This is a genomic window from Curtobacterium sp. AB7 (assembly GCF_044909335.1).
In the GTDB taxonomy this organism is placed as follows: domain Bacteria; phylum Actinomycetota; class Actinomycetes; order Actinomycetales; family Microbacteriaceae; genus Curtobacterium.
The window spans coordinates 541,771-563,102 of record NZ_JBIYED010000001.1; the positions used below are offsets into that span (position 1 = coordinate 541,771).

Annotated in this window: 24 protein-coding genes; 13 read left to right on the top strand and 11 right to left on the bottom strand. The window is 71.4% G+C overall.

The window, feature by feature from the left end; all coding sequences use genetic code 11:
- Positions 1–42: 42 nt before the first annotated feature.
- The 12 genes from hemE (at position 43) to ABH929_RS02825 (ending at position 10,202) form a co-directional block, all read left to right on the top strand.
- Entirely contained in the window at positions 43–1,149 is a 1,107-nt protein-coding gene (gene hemE / locus ABH929_RS02770) for a uroporphyrinogen decarboxylase (RefSeq protein WP_404560037.1), read from the top strand.
- Entirely contained in the window at positions 1,146–2,486 is a 1,341-nt protein-coding gene (locus tag ABH929_RS02775) for a protoporphyrinogen/coproporphyrinogen oxidase (protein ID WP_404560038.1), read from the top strand. Before hemE ends, ABH929_RS02775 begins: the two co-directional genes overlap by 4 nt.
- A 100-nt stretch (positions 2,487–2,586) precedes the next feature.
- On the top strand, positions 2,587–2,841 hold the full coding sequence (locus ABH929_RS02780; RefSeq protein ID WP_017887727.1) for a hypothetical protein: 255 nt from the start codon (positions 2,587–2,589) through the stop codon (positions 2,839–2,841).
- On the top strand, positions 2,838–3,296 hold the full coding sequence (locus ABH929_RS02785; protein WP_263055086.1) for a phage holin family protein: 459 nt from the start codon (positions 2,838–2,840) through the stop codon (positions 3,294–3,296). Before ABH929_RS02780 ends, ABH929_RS02785 begins: the two co-directional genes overlap by 4 nt.
- Positions 3,297–3,328: 32 nt before the next feature.
- Positions 3,329–3,559 (top strand): DUF3618 domain-containing protein, encoded by a 231-nt coding sequence (locus tag ABH929_RS02790; protein ID WP_111083767.1) that lies wholly within the window; start codon positions 3,329–3,331, stop codon positions 3,557–3,559.
- Between the two features lie 68 nt (positions 3,560–3,627).
- Positions 3,628–4,371, top strand: coding sequence for a hydrogen peroxide-dependent heme synthase (gene hemQ, locus ABH929_RS02795; protein ID WP_228509865.1), 744 nt, complete (start codon positions 3,628–3,630; stop codon positions 4,369–4,371).
- The gene (locus ABH929_RS02800; RefSeq protein ID WP_404560039.1) at positions 4,368–5,603 is read left to right on the top strand and encodes a ferrochelatase; all 1,236 of its coding nucleotides are present in this window, start codon (positions 4,368–4,370) and stop codon (positions 5,601–5,603) included. Before hemQ ends, ABH929_RS02800 begins: the two co-directional genes overlap by 4 nt.
- Positions 5,600–6,559: a hydroxymethylbilane synthase gene (hemC, locus tag ABH929_RS02805; protein WP_194647159.1), complete on the top strand. Its 960-nt coding sequence runs from the start codon at positions 5,600–5,602 to the stop codon at positions 6,557–6,559. The genes ABH929_RS02800 and hemC overlap by 4 nt, the downstream gene beginning before the upstream one ends.
- A gap of 35 nt (positions 6,560–6,594) precedes the next feature.
- Positions 6,595–7,311, top strand: a complete 717-nt coding sequence (locus ABH929_RS02810) for a uroporphyrinogen-III synthase (RefSeq protein ID WP_404560469.1) — start codon at positions 6,595–6,597, stop codon at positions 7,309–7,311.
- On the top strand, positions 7,308–8,363 hold the full coding sequence (hemB, locus tag ABH929_RS02815) for a porphobilinogen synthase (protein WP_404560040.1): 1,056 nt from the start codon (positions 7,308–7,310) through the stop codon (positions 8,361–8,363). The genes ABH929_RS02810 and hemB overlap by 4 nt, the downstream gene beginning before the upstream one ends.
- A complete protein-coding gene (gene hemL / locus ABH929_RS02820) occupies positions 8,360–9,691 on the top strand; it encodes a glutamate-1-semialdehyde 2,1-aminomutase (RefSeq protein WP_404560041.1) in 1,332 nt (443 codons plus the stop codon). Before hemB ends, hemL begins: the two co-directional genes overlap by 4 nt.
- A 46-nt stretch (positions 9,692–9,737) precedes the next feature.
- Entirely contained in the window at positions 9,738–10,202 is a 465-nt protein-coding gene (locus ABH929_RS02825) for a DIP1984 family protein (RefSeq protein ID WP_205463545.1), read from the top strand.
- Positions 10,203–10,428: 226 nt separating this feature from the next.
- Here the strand turns inward: ABH929_RS02825 and ABH929_RS02830 are convergent, their stop codons facing one another.
- From ABH929_RS02830 to ABH929_RS02855, 6 genes are all read right to left on the bottom strand, one after another.
- A complete protein-coding gene (locus ABH929_RS02830) occupies positions 10,429–11,022 on the bottom strand; it encodes a hypothetical protein (protein WP_111083775.1) in 594 nt (197 codons plus the stop codon).
- A gap of 120 nt (positions 11,023–11,142) precedes the next feature.
- Positions 11,143–11,931, bottom strand: a complete 789-nt coding sequence (locus ABH929_RS02835) for an ABC transporter ATP-binding protein (protein ID WP_404560042.1) — start codon at positions 11,929–11,931, stop codon at positions 11,143–11,145.
- Entirely contained in the window at positions 11,928–13,289 is a 1,362-nt protein-coding gene (locus tag ABH929_RS02840) for an FCD domain-containing protein (RefSeq protein WP_404560043.1), read from the bottom strand. The genes ABH929_RS02835 and ABH929_RS02840 overlap by 4 nt, the downstream gene beginning before the upstream one ends.
- 5 nt (positions 13,290–13,294) lie before the next feature.
- On the bottom strand, positions 13,295–13,963 hold the full coding sequence (locus tag ABH929_RS02845) for a GntR family transcriptional regulator (protein WP_404560044.1): 669 nt from the start codon (positions 13,961–13,963) through the stop codon (positions 13,295–13,297).
- An 85-nt stretch (positions 13,964–14,048) separates the two neighbouring features.
- On the bottom strand, positions 14,049–15,026 hold the full coding sequence (locus tag ABH929_RS02850) for an MDR family oxidoreductase (RefSeq protein ID WP_404560045.1): 978 nt from the start codon (positions 15,024–15,026) through the stop codon (positions 14,049–14,051).
- Between the two features lie 123 nt (positions 15,027–15,149).
- The gene (locus ABH929_RS02855) at positions 15,150–16,178 is read right to left on the bottom strand and encodes a 6-phosphofructokinase (protein ID WP_111083779.1); all 1,029 of its coding nucleotides are present in this window, start codon (positions 16,176–16,178) and stop codon (positions 15,150–15,152) included.
- A 202-nt stretch (positions 16,179–16,380) separates the two neighbouring features.
- Here ABH929_RS02855 and ABH929_RS02860 point away from each other — a divergent pair, with 202 nt between their 5' ends.
- Positions 16,381–17,277, top strand: coding sequence for a DNA-3-methyladenine glycosylase family protein (locus ABH929_RS02860; protein ID WP_404560470.1), 897 nt, complete (start codon positions 16,381–16,383; stop codon positions 17,275–17,277).
- Between the two features lie 106 nt (positions 17,278–17,383).
- Here ABH929_RS02860 and ABH929_RS02865 read toward each other — a convergent pair whose 3' ends face one another.
- The 5 genes from ABH929_RS02865 to ABH929_RS02885 form a co-directional block, all read right to left on the bottom strand.
- Positions 17,384–18,328: a hypothetical protein gene (locus ABH929_RS02865; protein ID WP_404560046.1), complete on the bottom strand. Its 945-nt coding sequence runs from the start codon at positions 18,326–18,328 to the stop codon at positions 17,384–17,386.
- A 65-nt stretch (positions 18,329–18,393) separates the two neighbouring features.
- On the bottom strand, positions 18,394–19,251 hold the full coding sequence (locus tag ABH929_RS02870) for an NAD-dependent epimerase/dehydratase family protein (RefSeq protein WP_404560047.1): 858 nt from the start codon (positions 19,249–19,251) through the stop codon (positions 18,394–18,396).
- A 56-nt stretch (positions 19,252–19,307) separates the two neighbouring features.
- Entirely contained in the window at positions 19,308–19,820 is a 513-nt protein-coding gene (locus tag ABH929_RS02875) for a GNAT family N-acetyltransferase (RefSeq protein WP_404560048.1), read from the bottom strand.
- A 13-nt stretch (positions 19,821–19,833) separates the two neighbouring features.
- Positions 19,834–20,844 (bottom strand): TerC family protein, encoded by a 1,011-nt coding sequence (locus tag ABH929_RS02880; RefSeq protein WP_123294520.1) that lies wholly within the window; start codon positions 20,842–20,844, stop codon positions 19,834–19,836.
- Between the two features lie 109 nt (positions 20,845–20,953).
- Complete coding sequence (locus tag ABH929_RS02885; protein WP_159573718.1) at positions 20,954–21,292, bottom strand: hypothetical protein; 339 nt, start codon at positions 21,290–21,292, stop codon at positions 20,954–20,956.
- Positions 21,293–21,332 lie beyond the last annotated feature (40 nt).

Consider the following 21,332-nt stretch of genomic DNA (forward strand, 5'->3'; position numbering starts at 1 on the left):
CAATGGTAACGCGCTCGATGGGACAATCATCCGGTGACCGACGTGACGACCACATCCCTCCCCGACTCCCACCCCCTGGCATCAGGGCGGACGAGTGGGTCCCGCCTCGTCCGGGCCCTGCGGGGTGACCGTCCGGAGACGCTGCCGGTGTGGTTCATGCGGCAGGCCGGTCGGTCGTTGCCCGAGTACCGCGAGCTCCGGGTGGGCACGGCCATGCTCGACGCGTGCCTCGACCCCGAGATGGCGTCGGAGATCACGCTGCAGCCCGTCCGCCGGCACGGGGTGGACGCCGGCATCTTCTTCAGCGACATCGTCGTGCCGATCAAGCTCGCGGGCGTGGACGTCGAGATCGTGCCCGGTCGCGGCCCCGTGCTCGGCTCACCGATCCGCACCGCGGCGGACGTCGACGCCCTCGAGCCGCTGGACCCGGCGGCACTCGAGCCGATCCGGCAGGCGGTCGCCCGCACGGTGGAGCAGCTCGGCGACACCCCGCTGATCGGATTCGCAGGCGCACCCTTCACGCTCGCCGCGTACCTGGTCGAGGGCGGCCCGTCGAAGGACCACATCCGCGCACGCACCCTCATGCACGCGGAGCCGGAGACCTGGTCGCGGCTGCTGGCCTGGGCGGCCGAGGTGTCGGGGGCGTTCCTCCGGGCCCAGGTGCTCGCCGGGGCCTCGGCCGCACAGCTCTTCGACTCGTGGGTCGGATCGCTGTCGCGCGCCGACTACGTCCGGTACGTCGCGCCGCACTCGGCGCAGGCGCTGTCCCACGTGACCGACCTGGGCGTGCCGCGCATCCACTTCGGCGTCGGCAGCGGCGAGGTCCTCGCCGACATGACCACGCTCGGCACCGACACGGTCGGCGTCGACGCGGTCGGGGTCGACTGGCGGCTCCCGCTCGACGACGCCGTCCGCCGCGTCGGCACCGGCGTGAGCGTGCAGGGCAACATCGACCCGGCGATGCTCGCGGCCCCGTGGGAGGTCCTCGAAGCGCATGTGCGCGAGGTCGTCCGCCGCGGTGGCGCCGCCCGCGCGCACGTCGTGAACCTCGGCCACGGTGTGCCGCCCGAGACCGACCCGACGGTGCTGACGCGCGTCGTCGAGCTGGTCCACTCGCTCGGTGACGGGACCGACGGGACTGCCGCGTGACCGACGTCGTCGTGGTCGGCGGCGGGATCGCCGGACTCGTCACGGCCCGTGACCTGGCGAAGGGCGGCGCGGACGTCGTGCTCGTCGAGTCGTCCGGCGTGCTGGGCGGCATGATCCGGCGGCACACGGTCGGCGGCCTCGACCTCGACATGGCGGCGGACTCCTTCGCGACCCGCACGGACGCCGTCGGCCGCCTGGCGATCGAACTCGGGCTCGGCAACGACGTCGTCGCTCCGGACCCGCGCGGCGCCTGGTTGATGACCCGTGACGGCCGGACGTCGCCGATCCCCGCGACCGGGCTCCTCGGCATCCCGAGCACGCCGATGGCCGCCGACGTGCTCGCCGTCGTCGGGCAGAAGGGCGGACTCCGCGCACAGATGGACTCGTTGCTGCCCGGACCCGTCGGCGCCAAGGCGGAGTCCCTCGGCGAGCTCGTCCGGCGGCGCATGGGGGCGCGGGTCCTCGACGACCTGGTCGTTCCGATCGCCGGCGGGGTGCACTCCACCCACCCGGACCAGCTCGACCCCGAGCGGGTGGCTCCCGGCCTCCGTGCAGCACTGCTCCGCGAGGGCTCGCTGGCCCGCGCGGTCCTGGCACTCCGGGCCCGTGCTGCCGCCGGTACCCCGGTGCAGGGGATCCGCGGCGGGATCGTCCGGCTCGTGGACGAACTCGTCGCCGACATGGAGACCTACCGCGTCGACGTCCGGCTGCACACCCGGGCGACCCGGATCGAGGCGCACGCGGTCGAGGTCGTCTCCGCCGACGGCACGGTCGAACGCCTGCCCGCCCATTACACTCTTTCGTCGGTGCCCGATCCCGAGCGCACCGAGGCGCCGGACCGGACCGGCATCGAGCTCGTCACGCTCGTCGTCGACCAGCCCGAACTCGACGCTGCCCCCCGCGGGACCGGGATGCTCGTGCACCCGGACGCGCAGGCCGTGTCGGCGAAGGCCCTGACGCACGCGACGGTGAAGTGGCCGTGGCTCGCCGAGGCGGCTGCGGGCCGTCACGTGCTGCGCCTGAGCTACGCGACGCCCGGTGTCGCGACCGATGCGCACGGCGCGAGCGGTCCGGACGACGCGGCCACGAGCCTCCCGGTCGACCCGGACGGACCCGTCGGCACCCGGGCGCTGCACGACGCGGCCACGCTGCTCGGCGTCCCCCTGACGGCGACGCACGTCGTGGGCGCTGCGCGCGTCCGTTGGCACGGTCCGGACCTGACCGCTGCCGGCCTCGGAGCGGGCGTCATCGGTGTCGGCGAGGTCGCGACCGGTCGGGGCCTGGCCGGGATCATCGCGGCCGCCCGCACCGCCGCTGGACAGATCCTGGATTCCTGAGCGGACCCCGGAGCGCCCTGGGGCTACTGTTGGTGAGACCGTCGGACGTATTCCGTTCGACGCATGACCACCGCACACTGAACCAACGGAGGAATCGCACATGCGCGGAAAGCTCCTGTTCGTCGCCGGCGCCGCACTCGGGTACGTCCTGGGATCGCGAGCCGGACGGGCGCGGTACGAGCAGATCAAGACCGTCAGCGGCAAGGTCTGGAACAGCAACGGCGTCCAGAAGGGCGTGCACGTCGCTGAGGACTTCATCGCCGACAAGACCCCGGACGTCGCCGAGTTCATCGGTGAGACGACGAAGAAGGCCGTCCGCAAGGTCGGCCAGAAGAAGGACACCACCACCTCATGACCGACACCCGCGACCGCAAGTCGCGTTCGCTGTTCGGTCTGGTGGGCGACGTCCCGAAGCTCGTCAAGGGCCTGGTCAAGGGCGAGATCGACCTGCTCAAGGCCGAGATGCTCACGAAGGCCAAGATCTTCGGGCTCGCAGCGGGGCTGCTGGTCGGTGCGCTCGTCATCGTGCTCTACGCGATCGGCGTGCTCCTGACCGCCGCCGTGATGGGCCTTGCGACCGTGATGCCGGCCTGGCTCGCAGCGCTCGTGATCGCCGTGGTGATGCTGATCGTCGCCGCCATCCTCGGGTGGATCGGCTGGAAGCGCCTGCAGAAGGGCCTCCCGATCACGCCGAAGCGCACGATCGACAGCGTCAAGAACGACATCAACGCGGTGAAGGGGATGGGCAAGAAGCCCACCCCGCCGAACCAGTACGGCAGCCGCAAGCCGGACGTCGGCGGCCGGTTCTGAGCCCCGACAGCCGCACCACCGACGGAGGAACCGTGACCGATCCGCACGACGATCTCGCAGACCGCGTCGCCGCGACCCGCGCCCAGCTGTTCGACACCCTCGACGCGATCGAGGACAAGCTCAACGTGCCGAAGCAGATCGGCATCGCGGCGTCGAAGGTCAAGCGCGGCATCGACGAGAAGCCGGTCCCGTACCTGGCCGGGCTCGCAGCCGGAGTAGCGGTGGTCGGGGGTATCGTCGTGATGGTGCTCCGACGGCGGTAGACCGCCCGAGCGCGGTCCACCGGGTGCGGGGCGGCCACAACCCTGGCAACCGATAGGACAAAGGATCCATGAGTTCCGACGCGCCCGCTCCTGCAACTGCGCACACCTCTCCGCACGAGACCGACCCCGCGACGGGGATCGATCCCAACCTCATGACGGCGTACGCCCTCTGGGCCGTGTTCCGCAGGCCGCTCGGCCCGGTCCACCGCGTCGGTGACGACGCCGTGGCCGAGCTCGACGCCGTCATCGCGTCCGCTGCCGAGCGCGGGGTGACCGTCCGTGGCTTCTACGACGTCTCCGGCTTCCGTGCCGACGCCGACGTCATGATCTGGCTGCACGGCGACGACGCGCAGGTCATCCAGGCCGTGCTGCGCGAGATCCGCCGCACCGGGCTGTTCCAGGACACCGAGCCGGTGTGGCACGTCATGGCGATGCACCGCGAAGCCGAGTTCAACAAACGGCACACCCCCGCGTTCCTGCGTGGCAAGGACCCCGAGGCGTGGATCACGGTGTACCCCTTCGTCCGATCCTTCGAGTGGTACCTGTTGCCCGAGGACGAGCGCTCGAAGATGCTGCGCGACCACGGGATCGCCGGCGCCAAGTACCGCCGTGTCCTCACGAACACCATCGCCACCTTCGCCCTGAGCGACTACGAGTGGATCCTGCCGCTCGAGAGCCCCGAGCTCGTCGACCTCGTCGACCTCATGCGCGACCTGCGTGCCACCGAGGCCCGTCTGCACGTGCGCGAAGAGGTCCCCTTCTTCACGGGTCGTCGCGTGACGACCGCCGAACTCCCGGAGGTGCTGTCATGACCGACACCAGCCTGATCACGAACGGTCAGCCCGTCCTCGCCGCCACCCCGGCGGCCGTTTCCGGTCCGGAGCACGTCGAGGTCCCGACCGCGTACGACGCGATCCTGCTCGCCGGCTTCGGTGGCCCCGAGGGCCAGGACGACGTCATCCCCTTCCTGCGCAACGTCACCCGCGGCCGCGGGATCCCGGACGAGCGTCTCGAGGAGGTGGCGCACCACTACCGGCACTTCGGCGGCGTGAGCCCGATCAACGCGCAGAACCGCGCACTGAAGGCGGCACTCGAGGCCGAGCTGGCATCGCGCGGCATCGACATGCCGGTGCTCTGGGGCAACCGCAACTGGGAGCCCTACCTCGAGCAGGCCTTCACCGAGGCCGCCGACAAGGGCTACAACAAGCTCATCGCGATCGCCACGAGCGCCTACTCGTCGTTCTCGAGCTGCCGCCAGTACCGCGAGGACTACGCGCGCGTGCTCGACGAGACCGGTCTGCTCGGCACCATCGAGATCGACAAGATCCGGCAGTTCTTCGACCACCCCGGCTTCGTCCGTCCGTTCGTCGACGGCGTCCGTGACGGCATGGCCCGGGCCATCGCCGAGAACGACGGGCTCGACGTCGCGACCGAGCTGCACGTGCTGTTCTCGACGCACTCGATCCCGTCGACCGACGCTGCGAAGTCCGGCCCGGACTACCGCGGCTTCGACGAGCACGGCGCCTACGAGGCCCAGCACCTCGCCGTCGCGCAGGTCGTCCTCGACCAGGCGTGGGCGGAGCTGCTCGAGCAGCCCGAGCACGCGCACCTGCAGGGCACGTCCAAGCCCGCGTGGAAGCTCGTCTACCAGTCGCGCTCCGGCCCCCCGACGCAGCCGTGGCTCGAGCCCGACATCAACGACTACATGAACGAGGAGCTCAAGGGCGGCTCAACCCGCGCCGTGCTCATCGTCCCGCTCGGCTTCGTGAGCGACCACATGGAGGTCATGTGGGACCTCGACGAGGAAGCCACCGAGACCGCGCAGGAGCTCGGCTTCTGGTCGGTCCGCACGCAGACCCCCGGTGTCGACCCGGCCTACGTCTCCGGACTCGTCGACTTGGTGCTCGAGCGCGTCAACGGCACCCCGACCAGTGAGCGTCCGCACCTGACCGACATCGGTCCCTGGTACGACGTCTGCCGCCCGGGCTGCTGCGAGAACGTCCGCGCTGGCTTCAAGCCCGCTGCCGCCGGCGTCGCCCCGTGACCGACGCTCCGACCCCGATCCGGCTGGGCACCCGCGCCAGCCGGCTCGCGGTCGCGCAGTCGCAGGACGTCGCCGACCGCCTGGCAGCGGCGGCCGGTCGTCCGGTCGAGCTCGTCACGGTCACGAGCGAGGGCGACACGAACCGCGCATCGCTCGCGTCGCTGGGCGGCACCGGTGTGTTCGCCAGCGCCCTGCGCGAGGCCCTGGTCGCCGGCGAGGTCGACGTCCTGGTGCACTCGCTCAAGGACCTGCCGACCGCGCCGTACCCGGGCCTGACGATCGCTGCCGTGCCGAAGCGTGCCGATGCCCGCGACGTCCTCGTCGCGCGGAACGGCGCCACGGTCGAGAGCCTGCCCGAGGGTGCGAAGGTCGGCACCGGTTCACCGCGTCGCGTCGCGCAGCTCAAGGCGAAGCGCCCCGACCTGGACGTCATCGACATCCGCGGCAACATCGACACCCGCCTGGGCCGGGTGGACGACGACCTCGACGCCGTCGTGCTCGCCGCCGCCGGGCTCACCCGCATCGACCGGCTGTCGGCCGCCACCGAACTGCTCGACCTCGGCTTCTGGCCGAGCGCTCCGGGACAGGGCGCGCTGGCGATCGAGACCCGTGCCGGTGAAACCGACACGAACCTGCTCGCCGCCCTGCGCAAGATCGAGCACGCCCCGACCCGCCTGACGGTGTCGGCCGAGCGCGAGGTCCTGGCGAAGCTCGAGGCCGGCTGCTCCGCCCCGATCGGCGCGACCGCGGTCGTGGACGCCGAGCTCCTGCTCGTCTCCGCCACCGTCTACAGCCCGGACGGCGCCGAGTACCGCACGGCGTCGCACGCGGCCGTGCTCGAGGGATCCGCACAGGACCGCCTTGCCGAAGCACTCGAGGTCGGCGGCCGCGTGGCCGCCGAGCTGCTCGAGAACGGTGCCGGCGACCTGGCGGACCTCGCCGACTCGGTGAAGTAGAGCCCGTCACGGACACGCCCGCTCCCGTCGTCGTCATCCCCCGGGGTGGCGCGTGGGGCGAGCGCGTCGCGGCGGCGGCTCGGCAGCGCGGCCTCGACCCGCGGATCGTCCGGCTCATCGCGACCGAGCCGCCGCTCGACGACGGCCCCCTCGACCGTGCCGTCGCCCGCTTGGCAGGGTACGCGTGGGTGGTGGTGACCAGTGCGACCGCCGTGACGGTGCTCGCAGAACGCGTGGCGGGCCTCCCGTCCGGTGTCCGCGTTGCGGTGGTCGGCGAGCCGACCGCCCGTGCCGCGCGTGCTGCGGGCTGGGTCGTCGACCTCGTGCCGGAGCAGGCCTCGGCCGCTGCCCTCGTCGAAGCCCTGCCGGACACCGACGGCACCGTGCTCTTCCCGCGGTCCGAGATCGCCGCGCCGACGCTCGTCGACGGGCTGCGGGCCCGCGGCATCGACGTGGACGACGTGGTCGCGTACCGTACCGTGGGGACCGGCGACGAGCCGATCACCCTCGACGCGGTGCCCGACGCGGTGCTCGTGACGAGCGGCAGCGTCGCCCGCGAGATCGCCCGCCGGATGACCCCGCTCGACCCCCGCACCCTCGTGGCCTGCATCGGCCCCGGAACCGCCGCCCACGCGCGCGCGGCCGGACTGCCGGTCCACGTCGTCGGACCCACCCGGTCCGCAGAAGCCCTGCTCGACGCCGTCGTCGAGGCCCTGAACCCCACCACCCCCGAACAGGAAGGCCACCCGTGACCGGCCGTTTCCCCCAGGTCCGCCCCCGTCGACTCCGCGCCACCCCCGCGATGCGACGGCTCGTCGCCGAGACCCGGCTGCACCCAGCCGAGCTCGTGCTGCCGATGTTCATCCGCGAGGGCGCAACCGACGCCGTCGACATCTCGAGCATGCCGGGCGTGCAGCAGCACTCGCTCGACTCGTTCCGTCGCGCACTCGTCGAGGCCGCCGGCCAGGGCATCGGGGGCGTGAACCTGTTCGGCGTGCCGACCACGAAGGACGCGACCGGATCCGGGGCGACCGACCCCGACGGCATCCTCAACGTCGCCATCCGCGTGGCGAAGGAGGAGGTCGGTGACGACCTGGTCGTGCAGTCCGACCTGTGCCTCGACGAGTTCACCGACCACGGCCACTGCGGTGTCCTGGCGGCGGACGGCACGGTCGACAACGACGCCACCCTGCTGCGCTACCGCGACATGGCGGTCGCGCAGGCCGAGGCCGGCGCCGAACTGGTGTGCCTGAGCGGGATGATGGACGGCCAGATCGCCGCCGCGCGTGACGCGCTCGACGTCGCCGGGCACACCGGCACCGCGCTGCTGGCCTACGCGGCCAAGTACGCGTCCGCCTTCTACGGACCCTTCCGCGAGGCCGTGTCGTCGTCGCTCGTCGGCGACCGGCGGACCTACCAGATCGACGCCGCCAACGGTCGGCAGGGGCTGCGCGAGGTCGCGCTCGACGTCGACGAGGGCGCCGACGTCGTGATGGTGAAGCCGGCGATGAGCTACCTCGACGTGCTCGCCGAGACGGCTGCGACGTCGCCCGTGCCGGTCTGGGCCTACCAGATCTCCGGCGAGTACGCGATGATCACGGCAGCCGCACAGAACGGCTGGATCGACCGCGACGCCGCCGCGATGGAGTCGCTCATCGGCATCAAGCGTGCCGGCGCCGACGCGATCCTGACCTACTTCGCCGTCGACATCGCACGGAAGCTCAACCAGGAGGCCGGTCTCCGCACCTCCGGCACCACCGCCGCAGTCGCCGGCATCGCCTCGACCGGGAAGGCCCCCGAATGACCACGAACGACCAGCTGTTCGGCCGTGCCAAGAACGCGATCCCCGGCGGCGTGAACTCGCCCGTCCGTGCCTACGGATCGGTGGGCGGCACTCCGCGTTTCCTGGTGTCGGCGAAGGGAGCGTACGTCACCGACGCCGAGGGACGTGAGTACGTCGACCTCGTGGCGTCGTGGGGCCCCGCGATCCTCGGTCACGCGCACCCCGGTACCGTCGAGGCCGTGCAGCAGGCTGCCGCGCGCGGACTGTCCTTCGGGGCCTCGACCCCGGGCGAGACCGAGCTCGCCGAGCTCGTGAAGCAGCGGGTGTCGGTCGACGGCGACGGCCCCATCGAGAAGCTCCGCATGGTGTCGACCGGCACCGAGGCCACGATGACGGCGATCCGGTTGGCCCGCGGCTACACCGGCCGCGACCTGCTCGTGAAGTTCGCCGGGCACTACCACGGGCACTCCGACTCCCTGCTCGCCGAGGCTGGTTCGGGGGTCGCCACCCTGGCCCTTCCCGGCAGCGCGGGCATCACCGAGGAGACCGCGGCGCAGACCCTGGTGCTGCCGTACAACGACCTGGACGCCGTCCGCCGCGCGTTCGACGAGCACTCCGAGCGCATCGCCGGCGTGATCGTCGAGGCCGCCGCGGCGAACATGGGCGTGCTCGCTCCCGAGCGCGGGTTCAACCGCGCGCTCGCGCAGATCGTGCAGGCGCACGGGGCGCTGCTCATCGTCGACGAGGTCCTGACCGGGTTCCGCGTCGGATCGGCCGGCTGGTGGGGCCTCGAGGCGTCGAAGGTCGTCCCCGACGGCGCCGGCTGGAAGCCCGACCTGATCACGTTCGGCAAGGTCATCGGTGGCGGCATGCCCCTCGCCGCGCTCGGCGGCCGACGCGAGGTCATGGACTTCCTCGCCCCGCTCGGCCCCGTGTACCAAGCGGGCACCCTGTCCGGCAACCCGCTCGCCGTCGCCGCGGGCATCGCCACGCTCCGGGCCGCGACGCCGTCGGTGTACGAGTCGCTGAACCGCACGGCCTCGGTCATCTCCGCGGCCACGTCGGACGCGCTGTCCGCCGAGGGCGTCGCGCACACCGTGCAGCGGGCCGGCAACCTGTTCTCGTTCGCCTTCACGGACACCGCACCGCGGAACTACGACGACGTGCGGGCGCAGGACGCGTTCCGGTACGCGCCGTTCTTCCACGCGATGCTCGACGCCGGCGTGACCCTGCCGCCGAGCGTGTTCGAGGCGTGGTTCGTCACGGCCGCCCACGACGAGCGGGCCGTCGGACGCATCCTCGACGCCCTGCCCGCCGCGGCGACGGCAGCGGCTGCCGCGACCGCGTAGGGGTCGGCGCGCGCCGCGCCGAGCCCTCGGCTGGTTGACTGGCCGCATGCAACTCGCCGAGGCCCTCATCGAGCGCGCCGACCTGCAGAAGCGCATCGAACAACTGCGCGGCCGCATCGCCGCGAACGCCCGCTTCCAAGAGGGCGAGGAGCCCGACGAGGACGCCCGTGAGCTCCTCGCCGAGGCCGAGCGGTCGATCGACGCGCTCGAGGTCCTGCTCGCCCGCATCAACGCGACGAACGCCAGCACCACCGTCGCCTCCGGACAGACCGTCACCGCGCTGCTCGCCCGACGCGATGCCCTCCGGCTGCGGCACGCGCTCGTCACCGGAGCGGCGGACGCCACGGCCGGCACGAACGGCGGCTACCGACAGCTCCGCAGCGAACTCCGCACGTTCGCCGCGCTGCCGACCGCCGAGCTCCGGTCGCGGGCCGACGCCCTGGCGAAGGAGATCCGCGAACTCGACGCGGTCGTCCAGCGCACCAACTGGGAGGTCACCCTGGTCGACTGAGCAACGGGCGGTGCGTCGGTAGACGGACCGGGGCGGGTACGGACCCGACGACCGGCGGGCAATCCGGTCACCTGTCGGCGCAGCGGGCAGCGCCATGGCGAGAGCCGTGCACATCGCAGCCCAGTACGGCGCACCAGGTACGGTGCACACCGCACCACGCACAACCGCGTACCGACCGGACCGACGAGGGCGGGACAGGGGACAGCACCGCCCCACCCTCGACGGGTCAGGAGCAGTCGGCCTTGGTGAAGGTCGTGTCGAGCGTCTTCGAGGTGCCGTCGAACGCGTAGGTGTACCGCATGTCGACGCCCTCGTCGAGGAGGTCCTTCGTGTCGCTGTTCGAGCAGAGCGTCGGGCCGACCGAATCGCGGATGGCGCTCTCGGTGATCGAGGCGGGGTCGACGCTGGACGACACCGTGTAGTCGTAGTGGATCGCGTTGCCCTCGGCCTCGACGCCCGTCCACGACGTCACCGAGTCGACCTGCTTCGGCAGGTCGCTCTGCTCGCGGATCTGCACGACGGCCTTCGAGACCTTTTCTTCCGTCGAGTCGCTGAACGCGGCGGTGAGCGCCTGGCGGACCAGGAACGCGACGACCACCGCGACGACGACGCCGAGCAGCGAGATGAGGACGCGCTTGCCACGGGACTGCTTGGGCGGTGGCGCGTAGGGGGCCCCGGCGGGAGCGGGCTGCGCGTACGGCTGCTGGCCCGGCTGCTGCTGCGCCCAGGGCTGCTGGCCGGGCTGCTGCGGGCCGGGCTGCTGCGGGCCGGCGTTCGGCTGCGGCTCGGACCCCGGGTAGGGCGGCGGCGTGTTCGTCATGGTGTTCCCCCTCGTTGCGGTGCGCGGTCTGACACCGTCGTCCGGCATCGGGTCCCTCCCCGACACGGGCCGCAGACACCTGAGCGACCATCCAAGCACAGGCCGAAGCGCCGCAACGCGTCAGGCGGAACGCCGTGCTGCCCAGCGACCCTCGGACCGGAGGATCGCGAGCGGGAAGTCGAACGCGTGCGACACCGCCGACGACGTGATGACCTCGTCCGCCGTGCCCTGTGCCACCGCGGCACCGTCACGGAGCAGCATCGCGTGCGAGGTCGACACCGGCAGGTCCTCCAGGTGGTGCGTGACCATGACGCTGCCGAGCTCGGGGTGCCGGTGTCGCAGGGCATCGACCGTCTCGAGCAGGTGCTCTCGCGCGGCGACGTCGAGCCCGGTCGCCGGTTCGTCGAGCAGCAGCAACTGCGGCTCGGACATCAGCGCCCGTGCGATGAGGGTTCGTCCGCGTTCGCCCTGGGACAACACGGGCCACCGAGCGTCCCGCCGTGCGGTGAGGCCGACGTCGGCGACGTGCTGCTCGGCCGCCTCGACCTGGGCGGCGGTGGGCTCCCACCGCATCATGAGGTCGGTCGTTCCGGTCAGGCCGGTCAGCACCGTCTCGAGCACGGTGAGCGGGGAGAGCATCCGGTGCCGCGGGTCGACGTGGCCGATGTGCTCACGCAGCTCGCGGACGTCGACGCGTCCGAGGCGCCGGCCGAGCACCTCGACCGTGCCCGCCGAGGGGTGGCCCGTTGCTCCGAGCACCGCGAGCAGCGTCGACTTGCCGGCACCGTTCGGACCGAGGAGCGCCCAGTGCTCGCCGCGCCGGACGGTCAGGTCGATGTCGTGCAGCAGGTCGCGCCCGGACCGCGTGACGCGGACACCGGTGGCGTTGATCAGGACGTCGTCGTTCACGACTCCATGCTGCCGTACCGCGCTCGGACGTCGGCGACGTGCGCGTCGAAGTGCGCCGAGAGGGCGTGGCACGCCTCGGACCCGAGCTCGGGGTCCCGCGCCCGGACCGCCTCGTCGAGGAGCTCGAGGAAGTCCTCGATCGCCCACTGTCGGAACGGGGGTGGCTCCGGCAGGATGTACGCCAGACGGGAGATCGTGACGGTCGTCGTCTCCCGTATCGCGCGGTTCGGGCTGCGGGACGCGAAGAACCGGTTGATCTCGAGCAGCGTGGCCGTGAACGAGAAGTCGCGGACCCGAGCCTCTCGTCGGACCTGCGCCAGCAGCACGTCCAGCTGCGCGACGTCCGCATCGGTCAGTGCGGGGATCGCCGACCGGACGCACATCTCCTGCAGCCCGAGGAGCAGGCCGACCGTCTCCGCCCAGTCGTCGACCGTCGGGACCGCGACGAGCACGCTGCCCTCGCGGTCGGGCCCCGCGTGCACCAGCCCCATGACCTCGAGCCGCCGGACCATCGGCAGCAGCCGAGGCATCGGGACGCGGAACCGAGCGGTGAGGTCCCGGAGGGTGTACTCGCGCCCCGGGTCGAGGGTGTGGTCCCGGATCGACCCCAGTACCTCGATCCAGTCGTCATCCGGGCGCCAGTCGGCCCAGTAGAGGTCCTCGGACGTGCCGCCGACCGGTCGGAGCAGGCTCGCGGGGTCGACGCCGAGGGTCGCAGCGGACATCTCGAGGTAGCGGCGCCAGAGCCGGGTGAGCACATGCGCTGCGCGCTCGGCACTGCTCCGGTCACGCAGCCGGAGCGCCTGGAGTGATGCGGCGAGCCAGGACTCGATCTCCACCACCTGCCAGGGGAGGGTGGCCCGTGGTCCGTACCGCAGCTGCTGGAGCGTGCGCACGAGCAACCTGGCGGTCAGGCGGTCCGGGGTGCGTTCGGCCCAGAACCCGATCGTCGCGAACAGCGCGGGGTCGAGTTCGTCGCCGCGTTCGGTCGCCGCCCGTCTCGCCCTCGCCACGAGTCCGGCGTAGACCGCGACGTCGTCCTCGGTGGCGGTCGGCACGGTGGCGCGCATGGCCACCTCGACGAGTCCGACGAGCATCCAGCTGCCCTCGGCCCACGGCACCGGGCCGAGCTCCGGGAAGCGCACCCGATCGCCGGGCGAGAGGCGGGCCAGTCCGATGTCGGCGAGCCGCTGCAGTGCTCCGGCGAGGATCGACGGCCGGACGTCGAAGCGCTCGCAGAGTTCGAGGAGGTCGTGCTCACGATCGTCCCGCAGCGTGCCGCTCCGCAGCGCGACGAGTACCCGGGTGAACGCGTCGTCGAACAGCGGACGCCAGTCGGTGGGTGACTGCGCGGCCACCACCGTCAGCCCCGCGTGGAGCGGACCGACTCGATGTGCTGCTCGAAGTTCCGCGTCAGCGCACGCCCGGCCTCGGCCGCCGTCTCGCCGTCGCGCTCCTCGAGGGCCTCGCCGAGGATCGAGAAGAACGCCTCGGAACCGTACTGCTCGAACGCCGGGGTGGGGTTGAGCGTGAACCGGACGCGCTCGAGCGCACCTTCGGCGGCGACCTGCACGAGCGGGTTGCCGGAGTGGGCCACGGCGAACTCGATGATCTCGGTCACGGCTCCGCTGAAGCCGAGGTCGCGGACCTTGCGGAGTCCGTCGGCACGGTCGAGCAGCTTCTGCATCGCCGCGACGTCCGCGTCGTCGTACTCGGGGACGCCCCAGCGCAGGCTGAGCTCGAAGAACCCGGCCGTTGCACGGGTCGCGGTCACCCAGTCGTCGAACGTGGGGGTTGCGACGCGGGTGTACCGGTTCGCCTCCATCTCGACGAGGCCGATGTCGACGAGCTTCGCGATCGCCTCGCGGATGGGGGTGCGACTGACTCCGAGCCACTGGACCAGCTCGTCGTCGTTCAGGCGTTCGCCGTGCTGGAGCGTGCCGTCGCGGAGGGCTGCCAGCATCTTCTCGTACACGACGTCGCGGAGCAGTTTGCGGGGTGAGTTCTCGACCGTGGACTTCGGGACCGGCATGTCATCTCCTCGTGCATCGGACTCGGTACTGGAATCCTAACGTGTCAATTTGCAAGCGCTTGTGAAATTGTGGTACAGGAGTATTTCACCGTCGGAGGTCGACCACCGTTCGACCGTGTACGCGTCCGGCGACCACCTCAACGCCGACCTCGATCGCCTGCTCCGGCGTCACGGTCCGCGTGACACCCGCCAGCAGCGCGGGGTCGAGGTCGGTCGCCAACCGCTCCCACGCCCGGTGCCGGAGCTCCGGCGGGGCGTCCACCGAGTTGATGCCGAGCAGTGACACCGCCCGCAGGATGAACGGCAGCACCGTCGTGGGCAGCGCAGCGTCCTGGGCGAGCCCGCACGCCGTGACGGCACCGCCCCACCGGGTGCCGGCCAGCACGTTCGCCAGGGTGGCCCCGCCGACGCTGTCCACGGCGCCAGCCCACGTCGCACGCTGCATCGGCTTGCCGGGCTCGGACAGGGTGCTCCGGTGCACGACCGCCGTCGCGCCGAGGCGTCGGAGCGAGGCCTCGTTGGTGCTCCGCCCGGTCGACGCGGTCACCTCGTACCCGCGCGCGGCGAGCAGGGCGATCGCCACGGTGCCCACCCCGCCGGACGCACCCGTGACGAGCACCGGCCCGGCACCCGGTTCGACGAACCGTTCGAGCGCGAGGACGCTGAGCATCGCCGTGAACCCGGCCGTGCCGATCGCCGCCGCGAACGAGTCCTCGATCGCCTCGGGCAGGACCACGAGGGAACCGGACGGCACCACGGCGTGCTGGGCCCAACCGCCGTGCCGGGACTCGCCGAGCCCAGCACCGTTCAGCACGATGCGGTCGCCGATCGACACGTCGTGCACGCCCGGTCCGAGCGCCGACACGGTCCCGACGACGTCGATGCCGGGCACGAGCGGGTCGACCCGCGCGACGCCGGGGTTCCGGGCGAGGGCGAGGCCGTCCTTGTAGTTGACGCTCGAGTACGTGACGTCGACGAGGGCTTCGCCCTCGGCCGGATCGGGCAGGTCGACGTCGGCGACGGTGGGCGGGGCTGAACTGGACACGACTACGGCGCGGGTCATGCGCCGGACGCTACCCCGGGCCTCCCGGCTGTGCCTGCCACGATGCCTGGCGGAACCGGGCGTACCGGGTCGAAAGAAACGACCAGGTACGCCCGAAACGGTCAGGTAGGCGCGCGGCGACCGCTACCCGAACATGATGGCGGCCTCGTCGAAGCGCGCCTGCGGCACGGTCTTCAGCTCGCCGAGCGCCTCGTCGAACGACACGTGCACGATGTCGGTGCCCTTCAGGGCGACCATCCGGCCCCACCGCTCCTCGACCACCGAGTCGATGGCCGCCAGGCCGAGCCGCGTCGACAGCACGCGGTCGTACGCGGTCGGCGTGCCACCACGCTGGATGTGCCCGAGGGTCGTGGCACGCGTCTCGATGCCCGTCATCTCCTCGATGAGGGGCGCGAGGCGCTCGCCGATGCCACCCAGGCGCGGACGCCCGAAGGCGTCGAGCCCGCGCTCGGTGTGCGCGTTGTCCTCGTGGTCGGGGACGAAGCCCTCGGCCACCACGACGAGCGGTGCGCGCCCGCGGTCGTAGGCGGCGCGCACCCACTTCGCGATCTGCTCCATGCTCGTCTTCTGCTCCGGGATCAGGATCGCGTGCGCACCGGCGGCCATGCCGGAGTGCAGGGCGATCCAGCCGACGTGCCGGCCCATGACCTCGGCGACCATGCACCGGGAGTGCGACTCGCCGGTGGTGCGCAGGCGGTCCATCGCCTCCGTCGCGATCGCGACGGCGGTGTCGAAGCCGAACGTGTAGTCGGTGGCGCCCAGGTCGTTGTCGACCGTCTTCGGGACGCCGACGATCTTCAGCCCGGCGTCGGTCAGGCGCTTCGCCGCGGCGAGCGTGCCCTCACCGCCGATCGCGACGATGGCGTCGATGCCGTGGCGGTCCAGGGTCTTCGAGATGTTCTCGACGCCGCCGTTCGGGCCCTCGAAGGGGTTCGTGCGGCTGGTGCCGAGGATCGTGCCGCCCTGCTTGGCGATGCCCTGGATGTCCTTGCGGCCGAGCGGGACGATGTCGCCGTCGACGACGCCGCGCCAGCCGTCCCGGAACCCGACGAACTCGTGGCCGTGGATGGCGATGCCCTTGAGGACGATCGCGCGGATGACCGCGTTCAGACCGGGGCAGTCGCCTCCGGAGGTGAGGATGCCGATGCGCATGGGAACTCCGTCGTCGGGTGGTGCGGGTGGGGGTCGTGGGGGACTGCGACCATCATGACTGACGGTGGTTGCGCATTACCATCCCGGTGTGACCCTGCTCGACTCCGCCTCGTCGTCCGGCGACGCGTCCGGTGCTCCAGGTGCGTCCGGCGACGCGTCCGGTGCTCCTGGTGCGTCCGGCGACGCGGCGCGCGTCGACACCGTGTACCGACCGGGAGGCCCGGTGAACGTCACGTCGACCCTGCGGCCCCTGCAGCGCGGCTCCGGCGACCCCGCCTACAAGGTGGTCGGCTCGGTCGTGTGGCTCGCCCTGCGGACGCCCACCGGCCCCGCTGCCGTGGCGATCCGGCCGGCTGGCGACACCATCGCGGTCTCGGCGTGGGGCGACGGTGCTGCGTGGGCGGTCGAGCACGCGCCGGAGCTGCTCGGTCGCGGCGACGACTGGGACGGGTTCGACGTCTCCGGGCACGCGTTCCTGGCGACGGCCCGACACCGGCAGCCCGGACTCCGGCTGCTCCGGACGAACACCGTCGTCGCGATGCTCGTGCCGGCGATCATGGAGCAGAAGGTGACCTCACGGCAGGCGTGGGGCGCATGGCGGTACCTGCTCCGCCGGTACGGCACGCCCGCGCCGGGCCCCGCGCCGGACGGTCTCACCGTGCCGCCGACGGCCGACGAGTGGGCGCGGATCCCGAGCTGGGAGTGGCACAGGGCCGGCATCGAGCCCGGACGGTCGGCGACGGTGATGCGCGCGGTGAAACTCGCGCCGGCGCTCGAGCGGACCCTGACGCTCGGTCGCGGCGGTTCGGTCGTGTCGGCGCGGCTCCAGTCGATCCCCGGTATCGGGAAGTGGACGGCTGCCGAGACCGCACAGCGCTCCCACGGAGACCCCGATTCGCCGAGCGTCGGGGACTTCCACGTGCCGGCCCTGGTCGGGTGGGCGCTGACCGGGGGACCGGTGGACGACGACGGGATGCTCGAGCTGCTCGAGCCGTGGCGGGGGCACCGGGAACGGGTCGTGCGGCTGATCGGCGGCTCGGGGTTCCGGAAGCCGTCGTTCGGGCCGCGGCTCACGATCCAGGACCACCGCGGACACTGAGGGGTCGCGGGTGCCGGCCCGCTGCCGTCCGCCCCCGGTTCGCGACACGGCACCAGGTGATCACGTGGTGTCGTGTCGGAGAAGGGGTGCGCGTGCGGTTCGGGCGTTACTGGAACACCCCGGCGAGGTCTCCGTTCGCCAAGGCGTTCACGATCCACATGACGGCCACCAAGAGCACGGGCAGCAGGACGTACCCGAAGTCGGACTTGACCGACGCCTCGGCGAACGATTCGGCGCGCGCTGACGCTCGACTGGACATCGTCCCGCCGACGATGCGGAGCATGTTCTGCCATTCGAGGATCTGCACGATCGCGAAGAGCACCGCGACGAGTGCGGCCAGGAAGACCACGGTGATCTGCAGACCGCTCACCCAGATCGCCGGCCCGTGCAGGGCTTGGGCGACCTCCGCGGGGTACTGGATCGACCAGGGCGAGTCGTTGCCCCTGACGCTCTCGGCGAGGGCCTGGAAGTCGCTCAGGCGATGGCTGCCCCACACGGTCCGGTGCAGTGCGAACGTGACGATCAGCACGCTCTCGGCCGCGAGGACGAGGACGACGATGATGATGCGGATCACCCGGCGGTCGCCGAGCACACCGAGTCTCGCTGATCGGGCTGACGCGACGACGAGCCCGACCGCGCCGCCAGCGGCTGCACCGATCAGCAGTCCGAACGCGAGGTTCGAGTACGAGACGAAGCCGAGGGCAGCGATCGCGGCGACAGCGGCTGCGACGATGAACGGCCACCAGTCGCCGGCTCCCGAACTCGGCTGGTCCTGCTGTGCGTGGACGGTCATGTTCTGCTGGATCGACATCCGCTGGTCGTAGATGTGCACGTCGTGTACATCTCGTCCGGCCTGGACAACCGTCCCGCTGTTGTTCGTGACCTGCTGGAACGGCGACCCCGATCCGCTCGCGGACTTGCCCTTCCCGCCGACGGCGAGGCTGAACACGGCGATGATCACGGCAGCGACCAGCGTGACGATCAGATCAGCCCCCTTGTCCGCGAGTGACACCGATCCGGTCGCAGCAAACAAGCCGCCGATATTCCCCATGCTGGTATTCGTACCGGCGTCGGGAGGCGGTGTCAACCGGCTGTGACCGCACGCGTCGTCACGGGTCAGGGGTGACGGGTGCCCTCGCCGGCCAGCACGGCGCGGTAGCCCTCGCGGAACGTCGGGTACTGCGGCGCCCAGCCGGTGGACCGGAGCAGCGCGTTCGACAAGCGCTTGTCACCACCGGACTGCCGGGCACCGCCGTCACCGGTGACGGGCTCGGGAACGCCGAGCTCGTCGGCCAGGAACCGGAGCACGTCGTCGAGTCGGCTCGGTTCGTCGTCGGTGCCGAGGTAGGTCGGCGCCGGGTCCTCCACGGTCGCCAGGTGCACGAGCGCCGCGGCGGCGTCGTCGCGGTGGATCCGGTTCGTGTGCGGCGAGGCACTCGGAGCCAATCGCGCAGAACCGGAGCGGACCTGGTCGATCAGGCGCTCGCGGCCCGGACCGTAGACACCGGACAGGCGCACGAGCACGGCGTCGGGAGCACGGTCGCGCAGCAGCGCCTCGGCCTCGACCAGGACCTCGGCGGTCGGGGTCGCACCGTGCACCGGGGTGTCCTCGGTGACCTCGCTGCCGTCGTCGACGTCGTACACCGCGGTCGACGACACCACGAGCAGGCGTGGATCGGCGTCCGAGGCGTCGATGCCGTCGAGCACGTTCCGCAGGCCGTCGACGTAGGTCGCGCGGTACTCGTCGACGTCACGGCTGCCCGCGGCGAAGGCCACGACGACGACAGAGGTGTCGGCGGGGATCTCGGGGACCTCGTGCCGCAGGTCCGCGCTGCGGCCGGTGATCGGGGCCGGGACCAGTTCGGCGCGGCGTCGGAGGCCGATCACGTGGTGTCCCTGCTTTGCGAAGCGGAGGCCGGCTTCGGTCCCGAGGTCGCCGCAGCCGGCGATCACGACGGTGTCGTTGTTGTGCACCCATCGACCTTGGCACGGACACCTGGTGGACGCTCCCGCGCCCGGTCCGCTGCCGCTCAGAGCGTCTTCCGCAGCAGCACGGAGTCACCGTGCTGCTGGTCGCGCTCACGCTCCCCGGTGTCGACGAAGCCCAGCTTGCCGAGCACCCGGAGCGACGCGGTGTTCCAGTCGCGGACCGTGGACGCCAGATGGCGGTACCCGTGCTCGCGTGCCGCATCGATGACCGCGCCGGATGCTTCCGTGGCGTACCCGTGGTTCCACGACGCCTGCAGGAACTCGTACGCCAGCTCCGGTTCGTCGGACACACCGACGCCGTTCGCGACGAGGCCGCAGTAGCCGACAGCAGCACCGGTGTCCCGGCGCTCGACGACGAGCAGACCGGGCGCCGGCGTCTGGTCGTACCCGCGCGCCCACTCCTCGAGATCGGACACGGTGGGGTGCCCGTCGGCCGAGAGCCGTCGATGCGGCGGCACGCGTGGATCCCGTTCGGCCCAGAGCCGACGGTGGAACGCGGCGTCGGTGCTCCGCCACGGCCGCAGGCGCAACCCTTCCGTCTCGAGTGCCGACATCTGATCGCCGCCGTCAGTCCGAGGTACGAGCGGGTTCTTCGTCCTTCGCCTCGACGCCGTCGTGGCGCATCCGCACGACGCTGGCCAGGGTCGACAGCGCCATCGCGGCGATGATCACGATCAAGGAGACCCACGTGTTGATCTCCGGTGCCCACTCGATGTGCTCGCCACCGTTCAGGAAGGGCAGCTCGTTGTCGTGCAGTGCGTGCAGGACGAGCTTCACACCGATGAACGCGAGGATCACCGCGATCCCGTACTTCAGGTAGACGAGCCGCTCGAGCAGTCCACCGAGCAGGAAGTACAGCTGCCGCAGACCCATCAGGGCGAAGACGTTCGCGGTGAACACGATGAACGGGCTCTCGGTGATGCCGAAGATCGCGGGGATCGAGTCGAGTGCGAACAGCAGGTCGGTGGTGCCGATGGCGATCAGCACGATGAGCAACGGGGTGAAGTGCCGCACGCCGTCGTGGGTGGTCCGGAACTTCATGCCGTCGAACGTGTCGGTGAGGCGCACCCGACGGCGGAGCAGCCGGACGATGAAGCTGTCCTTCTGGTCGTCGGCATCGTCCTCGCCGCGGAGCTGCTGGATCGCCGTCCAGATCAGCCAGGCGCCGAAGATGTAGAAGATCCACGAGAAGTTCTCGATGAGCTGGGCACCGACGAGGATGAAGATGCCGCGCAGCACGAGCGCGATGATGATGCCGAGCATCAGCACCTCTTGCTGGATCTTCTTCGGCACCGAGAACCGCGCCATGATGATGACGAAGACGAACAGGTTGTCGATGCTCAGGCTGTACTCGGTGAGCCAACCGGCCAGGAACTCGCCCGCCGAGTCGCCGCCAGCGAACACGAGCATCAGGACCGCGAAGACCAGCGCGAGCCCCACGTAGACGCCCACCCACGTCGCCGACTCGCGCAGCGTCGGCACGTGCGGCCGGCGCGCGACGATGAGCAGGTCGGCGAGCAGGATCGCGACGATCGCGATCAGCGAGCCGACTTCGAACACGACGGGGAGTTCGGGCATCTGGTGCGTTCCTTGCTGGTGGTGGGCGGGCCGTCGAGCACGGCCGGGCTCGGTTGCTGTCCCCTCTAGTGTCGGGGACGTTCGCGCGCCGAGCGACCGCGCCCCGCGTTCAGCGACCGGGGCCGTCGACCGGTGGGTCCGGTGGGAACGGCCGTCGTGCGACCCAGATCTGTACTCCGACGAGCACACCGAGCATCCCGCCGAAGCACAGGAACACCCATCCGGCCGCCGGGTGGCCGCCGGCGATGAAGACCGAACCGATGACGAACCCCGTTGCGGCTCCGAGCCCGTGGAACACCAGCGAGACCACCGTCCAGCCTGGACTCGCGTTCATCGTCAGCTGTGCGTCCCGGACCCATCCGGCATCCCTGGTACGTCGGAGCACGACGACGATCGTGCCGATCGAGACGCCGACGGCCGCCAGCAGCATGACCAGTTCCACGTGCATCGACCTCCTTCGGCATCGTCGTCCCGTCGACGGTGAACGA

What these genes read in the sequence shown, in the direction of transcription:
- ABH929_RS02830 (WP_111083775.1), bottom strand. Translation starts at nt 11,022, where the DNA reads ATGACGAACACGCCGCCGCCCTACCCGGGGTCCGAGCCGCAGCCGAAC.
- ABH929_RS02880 (WP_123294520.1), bottom strand. Translation starts at nt 20,844, where the DNA reads ATGCCCGAACTCCCCGTCGTGTTCGAAGTCGGCTCGCTGATCGCGATC.
- ABH929_RS02865 (WP_404560046.1), bottom strand. Translation starts at nt 18,328, where the DNA reads ATGGGGAATATCGGCGGCTTGTTTGCTGCGACCGGATCGGTGTCACTC.
- ABH929_RS02785 (WP_263055086.1), top strand. Translation starts at nt 2,838, where the DNA reads ATGACCGACACCCGCGACCGCAAGTCGCGTTCGCTGTTCGGTCTGGTG.
- ABH929_RS02850 (WP_404560045.1), bottom strand. Translation starts at nt 15,026, where the DNA reads ATGACCCGCGCCGTAGTCGTGTCCAGTTCAGCCCCGCCCACCGTCGCC.
- ABH929_RS02875 (WP_404560048.1), bottom strand. Translation starts at nt 19,820, where the DNA reads ATGTCGGCACTCGAGACGGAAGGGTTGCGCCTGCGGCCGTGGCGGAGC.
- ABH929_RS02855 (WP_111083779.1), bottom strand. Translation starts at nt 16,178, where the DNA reads ATGCGCATCGGCATCCTCACCTCCGGAGGCGACTGCCCCGGTCTGAAC.
- ABH929_RS02800 (WP_404560039.1), top strand. Translation starts at nt 4,368, where the DNA reads ATGACCGACACCAGCCTGATCACGAACGGTCAGCCCGTCCTCGCCGCC.
- ABH929_RS02825 (WP_205463545.1), top strand. Translation starts at nt 9,738, where the DNA reads ATGCAACTCGCCGAGGCCCTCATCGAGCGCGCCGACCTGCAGAAGCGC.
- ABH929_RS02780 (WP_017887727.1), top strand. Translation starts at nt 2,587, where the DNA reads ATGCGCGGAAAGCTCCTGTTCGTCGCCGGCGCCGCACTCGGGTACGTC.
- ABH929_RS02845 (WP_404560044.1), bottom strand. Translation starts at nt 13,963, where the DNA reads ATGCCGGTCCCGAAGTCCACGGTCGAGAACTCACCCCGCAAACTGCTC.
- hemQ (WP_228509865.1), top strand. Translation starts at nt 3,628, where the DNA reads ATGAGTTCCGACGCGCCCGCTCCTGCAACTGCGCACACCTCTCCGCAC.
- hemL (WP_404560041.1), top strand. Translation starts at nt 8,360, where the DNA reads ATGACCACGAACGACCAGCTGTTCGGCCGTGCCAAGAACGCGATCCCC.
- ABH929_RS02885 (WP_159573718.1), bottom strand. Translation starts at nt 21,292, where the DNA reads ATGCACGTGGAACTGGTCATGCTGCTGGCGGCCGTCGGCGTCTCGATC.